The organism is Kitasatospora sp. CMC57, from assembly GCF_045866025.2.
GTDB lineage: Bacteria > Actinomycetota > Actinomycetes > Streptomycetales > Streptomycetaceae > Kitasatospora.
In genome coordinates, this window is sequence record NZ_AP035881.2 from 4658696 (window position 1) to 4674722 (window position 16027).

Below are 16027 nucleotides of genomic sequence, written 5' to 3' on the forward strand. Positions count from 1 at the left end.
AGGCGTGGCTCAGCCCGCCGCCGGACTGCCGGCGGTGGCCGCCGGGGTGCCGAGGAAGGTCTCCCAGCCGCCGGTCGGCGCCTGGCCGGGGTTGAGGGTCTGCAGCTTGCGGAGCACCGCCGGGTCCTGCACCTCCAGCCACTCGACCAGCTGGCGGAACGACACCAGCCGGACCTCGGGCTTGCCCGCGATGGTCCTGATGGTCTGTTCGACGGCGTCCATGTAGATGCCGCCGTTCCACTGCTCGAAGTGGTTGCCGATGTAGAGCGGCGCCCGGTTGGAGTTGTACGCCCGCTCGAAGCCGGCCAGGTACGACCCGGCGGCCTGGGTGCGCCAGGCGTCGTACGAGCCCGAGCTGCCCTTGGTGTTGTTGCCGGACTGGTTGTACATGATGTTGTAGTCCATCGAGAGCACCTGGAAGCTGTGCCCGGGGAACGGGACGGACTGCAGCGGCATGTCCCAGAGCGCCCCGCCCTGGAACTTCTGCGGCCAGACCTGGGTGCCGCCGGGGCCGCTGCTGTCGTACTTCCAGTTCCGCTTGACCGCGGTCGGCAGCAGGCCGCGCTGGCCCTCCAGGCAGGGGGTGCGGCCGCCGATCAGCTCCTTGCGGTAGTCGAAGGGCAGCGCCGGAAGGTCGGTGAAGCCGGTGTTGGTCTTCCAGTTCATGACGAAGGACATCGCCTGTTCGATCTCGCTGTCCCACTCCTCGGGGGACCACCGGCCACCGCCGTTGGCGCCGCAGAAGTGGCCGTTGAAGTGGGTGCCGATCTCGTGGCCCTCCAGCCAGGCGGCGCCGATCTGCTCGATGGTGTCGTGGATGTGCTGGTCCGTCAGGTAGCCGATGTCGCTGGCGCCGACCCGGTGCTGCGGCGGGTGGTAGAGGTCCTTCTTGGCCTCCGGCAGGGTGTAGATGCCGGACAGGAAGAAGGTCATCGAGGCCTGGTGGTCCTTGGCCAGCTGCCGGAACCGGGTGAACAGACGGTTGTCCAGCTCGCCCGCGCCGTCCCAGGAGAAGACCACGAACTGCGGCGGCCGCTCACCGGGCTTGAGCTTTTCGGGCGTCGGTTGGTGCGGCTGCGGTCCGGTGTCCGAGGTGGAGCCGTCACCGATCACGGTGGCGGGAGGCTTGGCCGGGACGCTGGGATGGGCTCCCGGGCTGCTGCTGCCGGCGGCGGCCGGGGCCGGCGGTGCGGCCTGCTCGCCGTCCTCGCCGGTCGAACTGCCGCAGCCCGCCGCCAGCGTGGCGGCGGTGGCGGCCCCGGCGGCCAGCAGTGTGCGGCGGGAGAGTGCGTCCATGGTCACGTCCGTTCCTGGAGGGCCGTGCGGTGCTGCCGGGCCGAGGCCGTCGGGAGTCGGCCGATTGTTAGTCCGATAAGTGCACGGATGTGGCTAATGGGCCACAGCCTGCCACGGAGCCACCCGATCCGGCGGCTAAGGCGGGACAGTGGCGCGGGTGATCCTCATGGTGCCCCGACAACGCTCGCCCGTACGGAGTATCCGGCTGGCGGCCCGCCCTGACCAGGCGTCGGATGGGACTCCCGGACCGCGGAGGCAGATCCGTCCATGTGGCAGTCGGTGCTCGATGCCTACCACGAGCGGATCGTCGACACCGGTCGGCAGCCGCTCTTCCTGCTGCTGCTCGGGTTGATCGGCTCCTTCCTGTTCATCCGGTTCAGCGTCCGGATGATCCGGCGCGGCACCTCCTGGTGGCCCGGCAACGTCACCCCCGGCGGTCTGCACATCCACCACGTGGTGTTCGGCCAGGGGCTGATGGTGATCTGCGGGGTCGGCGCCGTCGCCGTCCGGGGTCACGGCGGGGCGCTCCGCGAGGTGCTGGCGGCCGGGTTCGGGATCGGTTGCGGGCTGGTGCTGGACGAGTTCGCCCTGGTGCTGCACCTGGAGGACGTGTACTGGAGCGAACAGGGCCGGACCTCGGTGGACGCGGTGATCCTGGCCGTTTCGCTGATCGGTCTGCTGCTGCTCGGTGAGGTGCCGCTGGGCGGCTTCACCGGCGGGCTGACCGGCGGTCAGGTCGCGGTCGCCGCGCTGCTGCTGGTGCCGGTGCTGGCCAGCCTGCTCAAGGGCAAGATCTGGACCGGCCTGCTGGGCGTCATGCTGCCGCCGCTGGCGATCGTCGGGATGCTCCGGCTGGCCCGGCCGCGCAGCCCCTGGGCGCGCTGGCGCTACCACGCCCGCCCCCGACGGCTGGCCAGGGCGGAACGCCGGGAGGAGCGGATCCACCGGCGGCTGGTGGCGGCCAAGACCTCGGTGTACGACGTGCTGGCCGGCGCCCCCGATCCCAGCCCGCGTCAGGCAGCCGTGCCGGTGCCGGAGCCGCTGCCTGAACCACCGTCACTCCCACCCGTGCCGGAGCAGCCGGTCGAGGTACCGCGCTGGCGGGGCCGGTGCGCCACCGCGGCCGAGTGGTACCTGCGGCTCGCGGCGGCGCTCAACCTGGCGGCCGGGGCGATCGCGCCGTTCCGGGACCGGGTGCAGCGGGCCAACAGCGGTGAGTTCTTCACCCCCGTGCTGATGACCGCGGGCTTCACGGCGGCGCTGTTCGCCGCCCTGCTCGCGGTGATGCTGCGCCGCCGCAAGCGGGCCGCCTGGGTGGTGGCGACGGTCGTGGTGGCGGGGTACGCGGCGCTGTTCTCGCTCGCGCTGGCCGTGCTGCCGGAGGACCGCGCGCACCCCTTCAACTGGGTCTCGGCCGGGCTGACCCTGGCCGTGCTGCTGACCCTGCTGCTCGGCCGCCCGGCCTTCCGGGCCAGGGGCGAGCCCGGCAACCTGCCGCTCGCGCTGACCGTGCTGGTCGGCGGCGGCGCACTGCTGACCGGCATCGGCGCGGTGCTGCTGCGGCTGGCCGACCAGGGCACCTCGCCGACCTGGGGCGCCAGCGCGAAGTACGTGGCGCTCCGGCTGGTCACCCTCTCCGGCATCGGTGAGTACGCGGACCTGGCGGTACCCGGCTGGTTCGACGTGCTGCTGAACGTGCTGGGCGCGGGACTGCTGCTGGTCGCCGTCCGGCTGCTGTTCCGCTCGCCGCGCGGGCTGGTCCGGCTGGAGTCGGAGGACGAGGAGCGGCTGCGCGCCCTGCTGGCCCGGTACGGCGGGCGGGACTCGCTCGGCTATCTGGTGCTCCGTCGGGACCGATCGGTCTGCTGGTCGCCCTCGGGCCGGGCGGCGGTGCTGCACCGGGTGGTCAACGGCGTCACCTTCGCCACCGGCGATCCGGTCGGCGACCCGGAGGACTGGCCGCAGGCGGTCGAGGTCTGGCGGCAGCAGGCCATGCAGTACGCCTGGATCCCGGCGGTGCTGGGCGCGGGGGAGCGGGCCGGGGCGGTGTACCAGCTGTCCGGGCTGCGGGCGATGGAGTTCGGCGCCGAGGCGGTGGTCGAGGTGGCGGGCTTCGTCCCCACCGAGGAGCTGCGGCAGGTCCGCGAGCGGGTCACCAGGGCCGGGTACCGGGTGCTGCTGCGCCGTCACCGGGACGTCCCGGCGGCCGAGTCGGCCGAGCTGGTCCGGCTCGCCGACGCCTGGCGGCACGGCCGGGGCGAGCGCGGCCTCGCCATGACCCTGGGCCGGCTCGGCGACCCGGCGGACGGCGACTGCGTGCTGGCCGAGTGCCGGGACGAGTACGACCGGGTCTGCGCGCTGGTCAACCTGGTGCCCTGGGGCACCGACGGTCTCACCCTCGATCTGGTCCGCCGGGACCGCGAGTCCGACGACGGTCTGGTCGACTTCCTGATCACCGAACTCCTGCTGGGAGCAGGCCGGTTCGGGGTGGTCAGGGTCTCGCTGAACTTCGCGATGTTCCGGCACGTCTTCGAGCGCGACACCCGGCCTGGCCTCGTCCTGCGGCTCGCCCGGGTGGTCCTGGGCTCGCTGGCCCGCTGGTGGCGGCTGGAGGAGCGGTACCGGGCGAACGCCAGGTACGGCCCGCGCTGGGTGCCGCGGTTCCTGCTGTACGAGAAGTCGGCCGAGCTGCCCGCGATCGTACTGGCCGGTGCGGGGGCCGAGGGGCTGCTGTCCAGGCGCCGCCTGCCGACCGCGCCCGTCGCTGATCCGTCGTCAGGCGGCTGACCCGCGCTCAGGTAGCGTACGGCGGAAGCTGGGCGCGCTCGGCGAGCGAGCCGGGGCCGGGGGCGGTTGACTGGAACGAATTGTGGATCGACGTCAGGCAGAGGAGTCACGGGTGACCGACCAGGTCTCCAGGAGCCCGTGGTCGGGCTCGCTCGCGGCAGGCGGGGCACTGGTGCTCGGAGCCTGGCTGCTGGCCGGCGGTGGGATCGGCGGCCCGCCCGCCCCGGACCGGGACCAGGCGCTGGACCCGGCGACCTCGGCCGCCCTGCTGGTGCCGCCGAGGGCCCACGCGGTGCCGACCCGGATCCGGATCCCGGCCCTGCGGGTGGACGCTCCGGTGGCCGGGCTCGGACTGGACAGCGGTGGCCGGCTGGAGACCCCGGCGGAGCACGAGCGCAACCTCGCGGGCTGGTACCGCGACGGCGTGACGCCGGGTCAGCGCGGCACCTCGATCATGGCCGGACACGTCGACATCGCGGACGGCCCCGCGGTCTTCTACCGGTTGGGCACCCTGCGCAAGGGCGACCAGGTGGAGGTGGACGGCGAGGACCGGGGCACCGCGTACTTCACCGTGGACGGAGTGGAGAGCTTCCCCAAGGAGGCCTTCCCCGACGCCCGGGTGTACGGCCGGAGCGCCGACTCCCAGCTGCGGCTGATCACCTGCGGCGGCGACTTCACCGCCGGGCGCGGCTGGGACGCCAACGTGGTGGTCTTCGCCCACCTGGTACGGAGCGCGACCTGATGAGCCGTCGGACCGACCTCGCCGTGACCTGGAACCCGTTGGACTGGCCGCTCACCACCGGGGTGATCCCGTCCCTGGTACTGGCCGTCGGCTCCGCCGCGCTGCTCGGCCTGGTGTACTCCAGGAGCAGGCACTGGTGGACCAGGCGGCTGCCGTGCGCGGTGGTGCTCGCCGCCGCGCTGACCGTACTGCTGCGGTTCGTGGTGGACGTCTGGTGGGTGCCGTTCCCCGACGGGCTGCCCCGGAAGACCCTGTTCTGGATCGGGGTGGCGGTGCTCGGGCTCTGCCTGGCCGCGCTGCGGATGCCGCCGCTGCCCTGGCGCGGGCGGGCGTTGGCGGCCCTGGCGGCCGCGCTGGTGGTGCTGATGGCCACCTCCGAGGTCAACCGGCAGTTCGACGAGAACCCGACCCTGCGGGTGCTGCTGGCCCCCTGGATCGGCAAGACCGACGCCCTGACCACCGGTCGGGTGCCGGCCGTGCACGTACCGGAGGGCAAGACGCTCTCCGAGGTCTGGCAGCCGCCCGCCGGGTTGCCCGCCAAGGGCACCGTGTCGACCACCCCGATCCCCGGCACCAAGTCCGGCTTCAAGACCATGGACGCCTACGTCTACCTGCCGCCCGCCTACCAGGCGAACCCCCGGCCGCTGCTGCCGGTGCTGGTCCTGCTGACCGGCCAGCCGGGCTCCCCGTCGGACTGGGTCGGCACCGGCCAGGTGCCGCAGCAACTGGACGCCTTCGCCGCCGCGCACCAGGGCCTGGCCCCGATCGTCCTGATGGTCAGCCAGAACGGCTCGCAGTGGGCCAACTCGCTCTGCATGAACTCGAAGATCGCCCAAGCCCAGACCTACCTGGCCCAGGACGTGCCGGACTGGGCGCACACCCACCTGCAGACCGGCACCGGCCGCAAGGCCTTCGCGATCGGCGGGCTCTCCCAGGGCGGCACCTGCTCGATCCAGCTGGCCGTCAACGCCCCCGAGGTGTACGCCACCTTCCTGGACATCTCCGGCCAGCTGGAGCCCACCCTGGGTAGCCGGCAGCAGACCGTGCAGAAGGCCTTCGGCGGCGACGAGGCGGCCTTCGACGCGGTCGACCCGCTGCACGTGATGGCCCGGAAGAGGTTCCCCGACACCGCGGGCGCCTTCGTGGTCGGCGCCGGTGACGGCGAGTACGGACCGCAGGCGCGCACGGTGTACGAGGCGGCCGTGGCGGCCGGGATGAAGGCCACCTTCCAGACCGTCCCGGGCGGCCACGACTGGAACACCTTCCGGGCCGGACTCGGCGTCAACCTCCCATGGCTGGCCCAGCAGGCGGGACTGATCCGATGACCGGCACCCTCCCGGCGGCCGAGGCCGCCCCGACCGCACCCAGGCCCGAGCGCGGCTGGCACCGCTGGCTGCGGCTGCTCGGCGTGCTGGCCGGCCGGCTGCGCGCCGCGCCGCTCACGCTCGCTCTGCTCGCCGCGCTCTGGGCGGTCGGCGCGGCCACCGGCAGCCTCGGCGACGGGCCGGAGCAGTCGCTGCTCGAACAGGTCGGGGTCGGCCTGCCGAGCCTGCAGGACGGGCACTGGTGGGCCCTGGTCAGCTCGCTGCTCTGGTGCCCCGGCATCGGCGCGTACGTGGCCGCCAGCGTGCTGCTGCTGTTGCTCGGCCCGGTCGCCGAGCAGCGGCTCGGCACCCCGCTGACCGCCGGAGTGCTGATCACCTGTCAGGTGCTCGGCTCGCTGCTCGGCACCGGGCTGGTGTGGCTCGGGGTAGCGGCCGACCTGGACTGGCTCGACTCCATCCAGGACCAGATCGCCCTCGGCCCCAACATCGGCCTGCTCGGCCTGGCGGCGGTGCTCAGCTACCGGCTGACCGCGCTCTGGCGGCGTCGGCTGCGGCTGCTGATCGTCCTGGTCCCGCTGGTGGCGATGCTCTACGTCGGCCACCTGGAGACCGTCCAGCGGGTCGCGGCGGTGCTGGTCGGCCTGCTGCTGGGTGCGCTGCTGCACCACCGGGGCCCGGCCCGGCCGCGCGGGATCTCGCACACCGAGGCCCGGGTGCTGGTCGCGCTCTGCCTGGTGGCCACCGCGCTGGGCCCGCTGGTCGCCTCGCTCTACAAGGACGCGATGGGGCCGTTCGACACCATGAGCGAGCTGTACTTCTCGCACGTGCCCTCAGCCGAGGAGGTGGCCGCGGCCTGCGAGGAGTCGGCCAAGGCCTGCGCCCGGGCACACTCCACCCAGCGGTTCTTCGACTCGCCGGGCCGGCTGATGGCGGCCCTGGTGCCGGGGCTGCTGATCGTGCTGGCCGAGGGCCTGCGCCGGGGCCTGCGGCTGGCCTGGTGGATCACCGCCGTCACCGAACTGCTCTGGACCGGCGTGCTGGTCCTGGTGCTGGTGGAGAGCTATTCGGACTTCTCCCGGGACGGCGGCGCGAGCTATCTGATCCAGCTGATGGTCGAGGCGATGCTGCTGCCGGTGGTGATGCTGCTCCTGCTGCTGATCACCCGTCAGCGCTTCGAGCAGCGGCTGCCCCGGCGTCATCTGCGCCGGCTGGCGCAGGTGATCGGGGGCGCGCTGCTGCTCAGCTGCGGTGCGTACGTCGGCATCGGTTGGCTGGTCCGGGACCAGTACGAGCCGGACGCCACCTTCTACCGCCTGGTGGCCGGGCTGCCCTCGGAGCTGCTGCCGCCCGCCTACAACGACCTGGTGCCGGCCTACCCGATCGCCGTGGGCGGCACCGCGCAGGCGCTGCAGATCTGGTGCGGGGTGCTGTTCTGGGTGGTCGCGCTGGTCGCGCTGCTGCTCGCGTTCCGCCGCCCGGTGGTGCACGTGGACGCCGAGGACGCGGCCCGGGCCAGGGAGTTGCTGACCCGGTACGGCGGCTCGACGCTCTCCTTCATCTCCACCTGGGACGGCAACCACTACTGGTTCGACGAGCGCGGCGAGGCGGCCGTCCCGTACCGGGTGATCGCCACGGTCGCGCTGACCACCGGCGACCCGTTCGGCGAGCCGGCCGCCCGGCGGCGGGCGGTGGGCGGCTTCGCCCGGTACTGCGACGAACGCGGCTGGTCGCCCTGCTTCTACAGCGTCACCGGCGACACCCAGCAGGTCGCCGAGGAGCTCGGCTGGCGCTCGCTCCAGGTCGCCGAGGACACCGTGGTGCCGCTGCCCGAGCTGGCCTTCACCGGGAAGAAGTGGCAGGACATCAGGACCGCGCTGAACAAGGCGGGCAAGCAGGGCATCACCGCCGAGTGGTGGAGCTGGCAGGACGCGCCGCTCGCGATCCGGGACCAGATCCGCTCGATCTCCGAGGAGTGGGTCTCCGACAAGGGCCTTCCCGAGATGGGCTTCACCCTGGGCGGCCTGGAAGAGCTGGCCGACCCGGCGGTGCGGATACTGGTCGCGGTGGACGGTGACCGGACCGTGCACGGGCTGACCAGTTGGATGCCGGTCTACCGGGACGGCGCCCCGGTGGGCTGGACGCTGGACTTCATGCGGCGGCGCTCGGAGGGCTTCCGGGGCGTGATGGAGTTCCTGATCGCCTCCGCCGCGCTCGGCTTCAAGGAGGAGGGCGCGGAGTTCCTCAGCCTCTCCGGCGCCCCGCTGGCCAGGGCCGAGCGCGGGGCCGAGCTGAGCGCGCTGGACCGCACCATGGACTGGCTGGGCCGGAGCATGGAGCCGGTCTACGGCTTCCGTTCGCTGCTCGCCTTCAAGGCGAAGTTCCAGCCCGAGTACCGGCCGATGTACATGGTCTACCCCGACCCGGCCGCGCTGGGCAGCATCAGTCGGGCGATCGGCAAGGCGTACCTGCCCCACCTGACGCCCGCTCAGGGCGTCCGGCTGATGCGCAAGCTGTCCGGGTAGTGGTCTCAGCCGAGCAGCTCGGCCAGCGCCCGGTCCGCGTCCAGGAGGCTGAACTCCTCGCCCTCGGCCACCACCAGGTGGCTGCGCCAGAGGAAGCGGCGCAGGTCGGGCGCGTCGAACTGGAGCAGCGCGACGCCCTCCGGGGCCCGTAGCTCGACCATCGCGCGCTGCCCGAGCGCGGGGCGGACGTGCACGTCGCCGTCGCCGGTCGGCTGGTCGAGGCCGGCCGCGAGCAGCTGGCGGGCGAAGACCCACTCGACCTCGGGCGGCTGCGAGGCGGCAGGCGGCTCGGGCTCGACGTCCAGCGAGTACTCGGCCGGGAAGCCCATCCGCACCGCCAGCGGATCGTCGGCCCGGTACCGCAGAGTGACGCGCAGCAGGGCGGAGCGGTGGGTGCTGACGATGAGCCTGGCCTGGACGACCTGCTCGACAACGGCGGCGGACATGGATTCCTCCCGATCGGGCACGGCCCGGTTGTCCGGGGCCACACCAGTGAGAGCCGGGTGACCCCTGGGTCTTACGTCACTTCTGAGACGTAATGACGTGACCCACGTCACATTGCCCACGACCTTTCCGGCGAAACCGGCCGACCGACCGGAATCGTCCGGTACCCCCCGTTCGGCCTGCACGTCCGCGCCGGGGCCGCGACGCGCGCCCCCGGTGGATCTCGTGTCGGGCGGGCGCCCGGGGTGGCTGCCGGTAGGCTAGGCGGGTTGTCCGACCGCTGCCCGACTGCGGGACGGGCCTGCCGCCTGGGCCCTGACCTGCGACGATCCCCCTCCGGAGACCGTGAGTACTGCCGCTTCCTCCGCCATGGCCCCGCTGTTCTCGGATGCCGACCCGCATGCGCCGGTCCGCCCCGTCGCCGCCGGGTCGCACCATCTGTCCCCAGCCTTCCCCAGCCGCGCCGCGTACGGCACGGCGGGCAAGCTCCGGGCCTGGCAGCAGGGTGCGCTGGACAAGTACGTCGAGAAGCAGCCGCGGGACTTCCTCGCGGTCGCCACCCCCGGCGCAGGCAAGACCACCTTCGCGCTCACCCTGGCCTCGTACCTGCTGCACAACCACCTGGTGCAGCAGATCACCGTGGTCGCCCCGACCGAGCACCTGAAGAAGCAGTGGGCCGAGGCCGCCGCCCGGATAGGCATCAAGCTCGACCCGGCCTACTCCTCGGGGCCGCTGTCGAAGGAGTACCACGGCATCGTGGTCACCTATGCGGGCGTCGGGGTCAACCCGATGCTGCACCGCAACCGGACCGAGGCCCGCAAGACCCTGGTGGTGATGGACGAGATCCACCACGCCGGTGACTCCAAGTCCTGGGGCGAGGCCTGCTTCGAGGCCTTCGAGCCGGCCGCCCGGCGGCTCGCGCTGACCGGTACGCCGTTCCGCTCGGACACCAACCCGATCCCGTTCGTCCAGTACGAGCAGGACACCGACGGTCTGCGGAAGTCGGTCGCCGACTACACCTACGGCTACGGGCACGCGCTGGCGGACCACGTGGTCCGGCCGGTCATCTTCCTCTCGTACAGCGGCAACATGCGCTGGCGGACCAAGTCCGGGGACGAACTGGAGGCCAGGCTCGGCGAGCCGATGACCAAGGACCTGATCGCCCAGGCCTGGCGGACCGCGCTGGCCCCGCAGGGCGAGTGGATCCCGAGTGTGCTGCAGGCGGCCGACCGGCGGCTCACCGAGGTCCGCAAGGCGATCCCGGACGCGGGCGGCCTGGTGATCGCCACCGACCAGAACGTGGCCCGGGCGTACGCCAAGATCCTGCGCGAGATCTCCGGGGAGAAGGTCACCCTGGTGCTCTCCGACGAGACCGAGGCCTCCCAGCGGATCTCCGACTACGCGGCGGGGACGTCCCGCTGGATGGTCGCGGTCCGGATGGTGTCCGAGGGCGTCGACGTGCCCCGGCTCTGCGTCGGGGTGTACGCCACCTCGATCTCCACCCCGCTGTTCTTCGCCCAGGCGGTCGGCCGTTTCGTCCGGGCCCGCAAGCGGGGCGAGACCGCCTCGGTCTTCCTGCCCACGGTACCCACGCTGCTCGGCTTCGCCAACGAGATGGAGCTGCAGCGGGACCACGTGCTGGACCGGCCGAAGAAGGAGGGTGACGGTCTCTTCGACGAGGAGGACCGGCTGCTCGCCGAGGCCGAGCGGGCCAACGACGGCCCGGACGGCGGCGGTGACGAGTTCAGCTACGAGGCGATCGGCTCCGACGCGGTCTTCGACCGGGTGCTCTACAACTCCATGGAGTTCGGGATGCAGGCGCACCCGGGCAGCGAGGAGGAGGAGGACTACCTCGGCATCCCCGGCCTGCTGGAGCCCGACCAGGTGCAGATGCTGCTGCAGAAACGTCAGACCCGGCAGATCCAGCGCTCCAAGGGCAAGCCGGCCGAGGAGGCCGACCTGCTGGAGCTCCCGGCCGAGCAGCGCCCCGTGGTGACCCACCAGGAGCTGCGCGACCTGCGCAAGGAGCTGAACGGCCTGGTCGCCGCCTGGCACCACCGCACCAACCAGCCGCACGGCACCATCCACAACGAGCTCCGCCGCCAGTGTGGCGGCCCGCTCACGGCCCAGGCGACGGCCAACCAGCTGAAGGCGCGGATCTCCAAGATCCGCGAGTGGGCCAACTGAGAGCCTGCGCGCTGGGATTCCCCGGAAGGTGATGCGCACGTTCTCGGCGAACTCCGGTAGCCGAGCGCGCATCTGTCGCAGCGTCAGATATTGGCCCCGGCCATTCGGTGAAGCGACAGGGAAAGCTCGCCACGCCGATTTCCGTCCAGAATTCGGCATGGAGAGCTCGGGATTCGATGCGCCCGAAGGTGGCCTGCGTCGGGCGATCTGACGATCCGTTGTGGAAGCGTTACGGCAATGTCGTTTGGTGGGCGGATTTTACCGAGACATGGGGTGCGGAAGTCCGATAGCGTGCCGGTTGCCTGGTCGCACGGCGATATTCCTGCGCGATCCTCCGGCGACCCCATTGATTTGACGCGGCCTCACCATGCCCTTTTCCGGTGGGCCGCCAGAAGGAGAAGAACCACCGTGGCAAACACCGCCTCCCCCGAGCTGTCCGACAAGTCGAAGATCGTCGCCGGCGTTCTCCAGCTCTTCCTCGGCTGCTTCGGCGTCGGCCGTTTCTACACCGGTCACACCGGCATGGCGATCGCCCAGCTCTGCACCTGCGGTGGCCTCGGTTTCTGGTCGCTGATCGACGGTGTCATCTTCCTGGTCAGCAATGACCGCACCGACGCCCAGGGCCGCAAGCTCGCCGGCTGACGGTGCCCCAGGTGCGCTCCAGGCGTCCCGACCCCCGGTCCGGTGAGTTCACCCGGGCCGGGGGTTCCGTCGTGTCCGGGACCGACCGGCTGCGCGCCGCCGCACTGCCGCCGGCCGTGTCGGCCGCCGGGGCGGTGGGCGCCTGGCACCTCCGCTCCCGCGATCCGCACCTGGCCGGACAGCTGCTGCCGTTCTGCCCCTGGCACCGGCTGACCGGCCTGGCATGCCCCGCCTGCGGCGCCACCAGGATGACGTACGACCTGCTGCACGGTGATCTGGCCGCCGCCTGGGCGGACAATGCCGCGCTGCTGCTCGCCCTCCCGCTGCTCGCGGTGCTCTACGGGAACTGGGTCCGGCACGGACTGGCAGGGCGGCGCTTTCGGGTGCGGCTCGGTCCGCGCGGGACGGTGGCCGTTCTCGCTGTTGCGGTGGTCTGGACGGTCGGCCGCAACCTCTGGTGAGTGTCCGGACTCCGGAGTCCGTTCGAACTGGTGGGCGGGAAGGGCCTGGATAAATGGGCTGGTTGTCCGGATTTGCGTTCCGTTCGATAACGGATCCTGCCCGAATTTTGGACAGACCCTTCCGCAGCGTGCCCCTCCTTCACTACTTTCTCCCCACGCTCTCTCGAACGACCCACCCCAACCCGAGACGGGCACCGCAGGGCTGCCCGCTCGTCGACGACGCCGACGGACAGCTCCAGGGCGGACACCCCACCTGCGCGTACAGCACCGGACCCCCGGTCAGGCCCCGGCCTGCCCGGAAGTCGGTGACCCGCCGCAGAAAGGAATGCGCGTCGTGACTGCCGAGACCTCCCAGACCCTGGACCGTGGTGTCCGGGTCCTCAAACTGCTGGCCGACTCCGAGCGCGGCCTGACCGTCACCGAGCTGGCGGCCCGGCTGGCCGTCAACCGGACGGTCGTCTACCGGCTGCTGGCCACCCTGGAGCAGCACGGGCTGGTCCGCCGCGACATCGGCGGCCGGGCCCGGGTCGGGCTGGGCGTGCTGCGACTGGCCCACCGGGTCCACCCGCTGCTGCGGGAGGCCGCGCTGCCCGCGCTGCGCAGCCTGGCCGAGGATCTCGGCGCCACCGCCCACCTGACCCTGGTCGACGGCGCCGAGGCGCTCGCGGTGGCCGTGGTTGAGCCGAGCTGGACCGACTTCCACGTCGCGTACCGGACCGGCCTGCGGCACCCGCTGGACGAGAGCGCGGCCGGCCGGGCGATCCTGGAGGCCCGCAACTTCCCCGGTCAGCGCCGGCCCGAGCAGGGTTTCGTGATCACCCGGGCGGAGGAGCAGTCCGGAGCCAGCGGTGCGGCGGCGGCGCTGCTCGGGCTCAGCGGGATCGAGGGCAGCGTCGGCGTGGTGATGCTCAACGGGCTGGTGCCCGAGCGGGTCGGACCGCGCGTGGTGGAGGCCGCGACCGAGGTGGCCGACGCCCTCAGGTAGCCCTCAGGTGGCCGGTGCCGCGCGCCGGACGGGTTGGCCCGTACGATTCCGGTGTGTCCGATGCGAAGCTGCCCCCGGTGCTGACCCGTCCGAAGACCCGCGCGCTGGCCCTGTGCGGGGCGCTGGTGGCCACGCTGTTCGGCACGGCGGCCTTCGTGCCGCTGCCGTTCACGCTGACCATGCCGGGGACCACCGCCGACGTGCTCGGCTCGTACGAGGGGCAGCCGGTGCTGACCGTCACCGGGGCGCCGCTCCGGCAGACCGACGGGCAGCTGCGGATGGTGACCATCTCGGCGACCAACCCGGGCGAGCGCACCCGGCTGTCCACCGCGCTGGAAGCTTGGCTCGATCCGGACCAGGCGGTGCTGCCGTCCGAGGCGGTCTACCCGCAGCGGGACCCGGTCAAGGCCGAGCAGGTGACGGCGGAACAGATGACGGAGTCCCAGGACAGTGCCACAGTCGCGGCCCTGGACTACCTGAAACTGTCGCCGAACCAGGTGAAGGTGAAGGTCGACCTGGGTTCGATCGGCGGGCCGAGCGCCGGCCAGCTGCTGGCGCTGGGCATCGTCGACAAGCTGGCCGGTGACGGCAAGGGCGGTGACCTGTCCGGCGGCAGGGTGATCGCGGGGACCGGCACCATCGACGAGCAGGGCAACATCGGCGCGGTCGGCGGCGTACCGCTGAAGACCCAGGCGGCCGCCCGGGACGGCGCGACCGTCTTCCTGGTGCCGAGGAGCGAGTGCTCGTCGGCCAAGGTGAACACCCCGGCCGGACTGCGGCTGGTGCCGGTGGAGACCCTGGCGGGCGCGATCGCCGCCCTGGGCGCGCTGAACACCGGCGGCGCGGTGCCCGCCTGCTGACGCTCCGTCGGCGTCCGGTGGACCGCCCCCGGGATCACTCCCGCGCGGCCTGGTCCACCAGCGGCAGGATGCGGAACGGCACCGGGTTCTCCAGCGCGATCGCGGTCGAGGCCCGGACGATCCCGTCGAAGCCCACCACCCGGTCGATCACCCGCTGCAGGTCGGCGTTCGACCGGGCCACGATCCGTACCATCATGTCGCCGTGCCCGGTGATGGTGTGCAGCTCCAGCACCTCGGGCACGGAGGTCAGGTGGGCCCGGACGTCCACCCCCTGGCCCTGCGAGATCTCCAGCGTGGCGAAGGCCGTGACCGGATAGCCGATCGCCGCCGGGTCCACCTGGGGGCCGAAGCCGCCGATCACTCCCCGGGCCTGCAGCCGGTCCAGCCGGGCCTGAACGGTGCCCCGGGCGACCTGGAGCCGGCGGGAGCACTCCAGCACCCCGATCCGGGGCTCCTCGCTGAGTAGTCTGATCAACTTGCCGTCGAGCGCGTCGATCGCGTCGTTCGGGGTGTGCACGGCCGCTCCGTCCAGTGGGCAATCTGTCCAACTGCGCCTGCCATTGTCCGGCCCGGGCGCACAGCTTGCCCAGCGGAATCCGGAACAGTTGCGCAACGCCGGTCCGGGCGCCACGCTCCCTCCACCGCCTCGTGGTGCGGGCCCCCACAGCGTGCCACGAGGCCAACCGGGGAGGTTCTCGTTGACCGACGTCTCCACTGCACCGCTCGCCCCGTTCCCGGACGAGACCGGTCCACCGGCGGCCCTGCGCACCGACGCGGTGCTCGCCGTCCGGGACGCCCGCCGCACCGCCCGGTACTACTGCGCCGCACTGGCCATGCGGTGCACCGCGTACGCGGGCCCCGAGACCGGCCGTCCCGACACGCTCTCCTTCGTGCTGGAGTCCGGCGCGACCCGACTGGTCGTCAGCTCCGCCCTCCACCCCTTCACCGCGCGGGCCGAACGGATCGCCCGGCACGTCGCCCGGCACGGCGACACCATCCTCGACCTGGTCATCGAAGTGCCCGACGCCTACGCCGCGTACGACTATGCGGTCGACCGCGGCGCTCTTTCGGTGACCGAACCGCACGAGCTCACCGACCACTACGGCACCGCCGTGCTGGCCACCCTGGGCACCCCCGGGCCCGCGCACCACCTGCTGGTCGAGCGCACCGCCTACCCGGGCCCGTACCTGCCGGGCTACCTCGTGCCGCCGCCGGGGATCCTGGGCTGACCTTCAGCGCACCACGGTCTGGACGTCGGGGTGGTGGCCGTTCCAGGTGGCGAAGACCGAGTTGGTGCTGCCGTCCCTGGAGAAGTCGACCCGGAGCCACTGGTCGCCCTGCCAGAGCTGCATCTGCCAGCCCTGGTCGGGGGTGGCGGAGACCAGGTCGGCGGTGGTCGGCTGCATGTCCAGCGCGACCCGACCGCCGGGGACCCGGAAGCTCTTCACCGAGGAGGCGGCGGTGGGAGTGGGCTTCTTGCTCGGCCTGGCCACCGGGGTGATCGCCGCCGTGGGCGTGGGGCTCGTCGAAAGGGTGTCGCCAGTGCTGGGCGGCAACGGAACTGACGGTGCGTCGGAGCTCCGGGCCGCCGCTGACGGGAGCGGCAGGGCCGAGGGCTGCTCGAACGCGGCCTCGGTCAGCACCGCGTGCACGCCGAGCCAGGACAGCGCCACCGCTGCCCCCGTGGCCGCCGTCCAGGCGCCGAGCTGTACCAGTCCGTTCCGCATCGCCTGCACATCCTGCCGTACCGGCGGGACCGTCAGGAGTGCAGGTCAG

The 16027-nt window shown here is 72.4% G+C and carries 14 protein-coding genes; 10 read left to right on the forward strand and 4 right to left on the reverse strand.

Translation table 11 applies throughout. The features are described 5' to 3' along the window. Positions 1-9 precede the first annotated feature (9 nt). Positions 10-1296, reverse strand: a complete 1287-nt coding sequence (locus ACKUU6_RS20905; protein ID WP_407992185.1) for a hypothetical protein — start codon at positions 1294-1296, stop codon at positions 10-12. A 267-nt stretch (positions 1297-1563) separates the two neighbouring features. On the opposite strand from ACKUU6_RS20905, the gene ACKUU6_RS20910 reads away from it, so the two are divergent. The 4 genes from ACKUU6_RS20910 to ACKUU6_RS20925 all read left to right on the forward strand — a co-directional run bounded on the left by ACKUU6_RS20910 (position 1564) and on the right by ACKUU6_RS20925 (position 8672). Further along, positions 1564-4083: a phosphatidylglycerol lysyltransferase domain-containing protein gene (locus ACKUU6_RS20910; protein ID WP_407990085.1), complete on the forward strand. Its 2520-nt coding sequence runs from the start codon at positions 1564-1566 to the stop codon at positions 4081-4083. Between the two features lie 112 nt (positions 4084-4195). Further along, positions 4196-4825, forward strand: coding sequence for a class F sortase (locus tag ACKUU6_RS20915; protein ID WP_407990086.1), 630 nt, complete (start codon positions 4196-4198; stop codon positions 4823-4825). After that, positions 4825-6150 (forward strand): alpha/beta hydrolase, encoded by a 1326-nt coding sequence (locus ACKUU6_RS20920; RefSeq protein WP_407990087.1) that lies wholly within the window; start codon positions 4825-4827, stop codon positions 6148-6150. Before ACKUU6_RS20915 ends, ACKUU6_RS20920 begins: the two co-directional genes overlap by 1 nt. Continuing rightward, positions 6147-8672, forward strand: a complete 2526-nt coding sequence (locus ACKUU6_RS20925; protein ID WP_407990088.1) for a bifunctional lysylphosphatidylglycerol flippase/synthetase MprF — start codon at positions 6147-6149, stop codon at positions 8670-8672. Before ACKUU6_RS20920 ends, ACKUU6_RS20925 begins: the two co-directional genes overlap by 4 nt. Before the next feature lie 5 nt (positions 8673-8677). Here the strand turns inward: ACKUU6_RS20925 and ACKUU6_RS20930 are convergent, their stop codons facing one another. After that, positions 8678-9118 carry an SsgA family sporulation/cell division regulator gene (locus tag ACKUU6_RS20930; protein WP_407990089.1) on the reverse strand — a complete coding sequence of 147 codons (441 nt, stop codon included), beginning with the start codon at positions 9116-9118 and terminating at the stop codon, positions 8678-8680. A 367-nt stretch (positions 9119-9485) separates the two neighbouring features. On the opposite strand from ACKUU6_RS20930, the gene ACKUU6_RS20935 reads away from it, so the two are divergent. The 5 genes from ACKUU6_RS20935 (at position 9486) to ACKUU6_RS20955 (ending at position 14251) form a co-directional block, all read left to right on the forward strand. Next, positions 9486-11303, forward strand: a complete 1818-nt coding sequence (locus ACKUU6_RS20935) for a DEAD/DEAH box helicase (protein ID WP_407992186.1) — start codon at positions 9486-9488, stop codon at positions 11301-11303. 408 nt (positions 11304-11711) lie between these two features. Beyond that, positions 11712-11945, forward strand: coding sequence for a TM2 domain-containing protein (locus ACKUU6_RS20940; RefSeq protein ID WP_407990090.1), 234 nt, complete (start codon positions 11712-11714; stop codon positions 11943-11945). Between the two features lie 71 nt (positions 11946-12016). Beyond that, the gene (locus tag ACKUU6_RS20945) at positions 12017-12406 is read left to right on the forward strand and encodes a DUF2752 domain-containing protein (protein ID WP_407990091.1); all 390 of its coding nucleotides are present in this window, start codon (positions 12017-12019) and stop codon (positions 12404-12406) included. A gap of 334 nt (positions 12407-12740) precedes the next feature. Next, a complete protein-coding gene (locus tag ACKUU6_RS20950) occupies positions 12741-13391 on the forward strand; it encodes an IclR family transcriptional regulator (protein WP_057237549.1) in 651 nt (216 codons plus the stop codon). Between the two features lie 53 nt (positions 13392-13444). Beyond that, positions 13445-14251 carry a S16 family serine protease gene (locus ACKUU6_RS20955; RefSeq protein ID WP_407990092.1) on the forward strand — a complete coding sequence of 269 codons (807 nt, stop codon included), beginning with the start codon at positions 13445-13447 and terminating at the stop codon, positions 14249-14251. A gap of 34 nt (positions 14252-14285) precedes the next feature. Here ACKUU6_RS20955 and ACKUU6_RS20960 read toward each other — a convergent pair whose 3' ends face one another. After that, entirely contained in the window at positions 14286-14768 is a 483-nt protein-coding gene (locus ACKUU6_RS20960) for an Lrp/AsnC family transcriptional regulator (protein WP_407990093.1), read from the reverse strand. 181 nt (positions 14769-14949) lie between these two features. On the opposite strand from ACKUU6_RS20960, the gene ACKUU6_RS20965 reads away from it, so the two are divergent. Then, positions 14950-15480 carry a VOC family protein gene (locus ACKUU6_RS20965; protein WP_407990094.1) on the forward strand — a complete coding sequence of 177 codons (531 nt, stop codon included), beginning with the start codon at positions 14950-14952 and terminating at the stop codon, positions 15478-15480. A gap of 3 nt (positions 15481-15483) precedes the next feature. Here the strand turns inward: ACKUU6_RS20965 and ACKUU6_RS20970 are convergent, their stop codons facing one another. Further along, entirely contained in the window at positions 15484-15978 is a 495-nt protein-coding gene (locus ACKUU6_RS20970; RefSeq protein WP_407990095.1) for a hypothetical protein, read from the reverse strand. Positions 15979-16027 lie beyond the last annotated feature (49 nt).

Bases quoted from the DNA above. Each gene is read 5' to 3' on its own strand.
- ACKUU6_RS20905 (WP_407992185.1), bottom strand. From the start codon at position 1,296: ATGGACGCACTCTCCCGCCGCACACTGCTGGCCGCCGGGGCCGCCACC.
- ACKUU6_RS20935 (WP_407992186.1), top strand. From the start codon at position 9,486: ATGGCCCCGCTGTTCTCGGATGCCGACCCGCATGCGCCGGTCCGCCCC.
- ACKUU6_RS20970 (WP_407990095.1), bottom strand. From the start codon at position 15,978: ATGCGGAACGGACTGGTACAGCTCGGCGCCTGGACGGCGGCCACGGGG.
- ACKUU6_RS20920 (WP_407990087.1), top strand. From the start codon at position 4,825: ATGAGCCGTCGGACCGACCTCGCCGTGACCTGGAACCCGTTGGACTGG.
- ACKUU6_RS20925 (WP_407990088.1), top strand. From the start codon at position 6,147: ATGACCGGCACCCTCCCGGCGGCCGAGGCCGCCCCGACCGCACCCAGG.
- ACKUU6_RS20910 (WP_407990085.1), top strand. From the start codon at position 1,564: ATGTGGCAGTCGGTGCTCGATGCCTACCACGAGCGGATCGTCGACACC.
- ACKUU6_RS20930 (WP_407990089.1), bottom strand. From the start codon at position 9,118: ATGTCCGCCGCCGTTGTCGAGCAGGTCGTCCAGGCCAGGCTCATCGTC.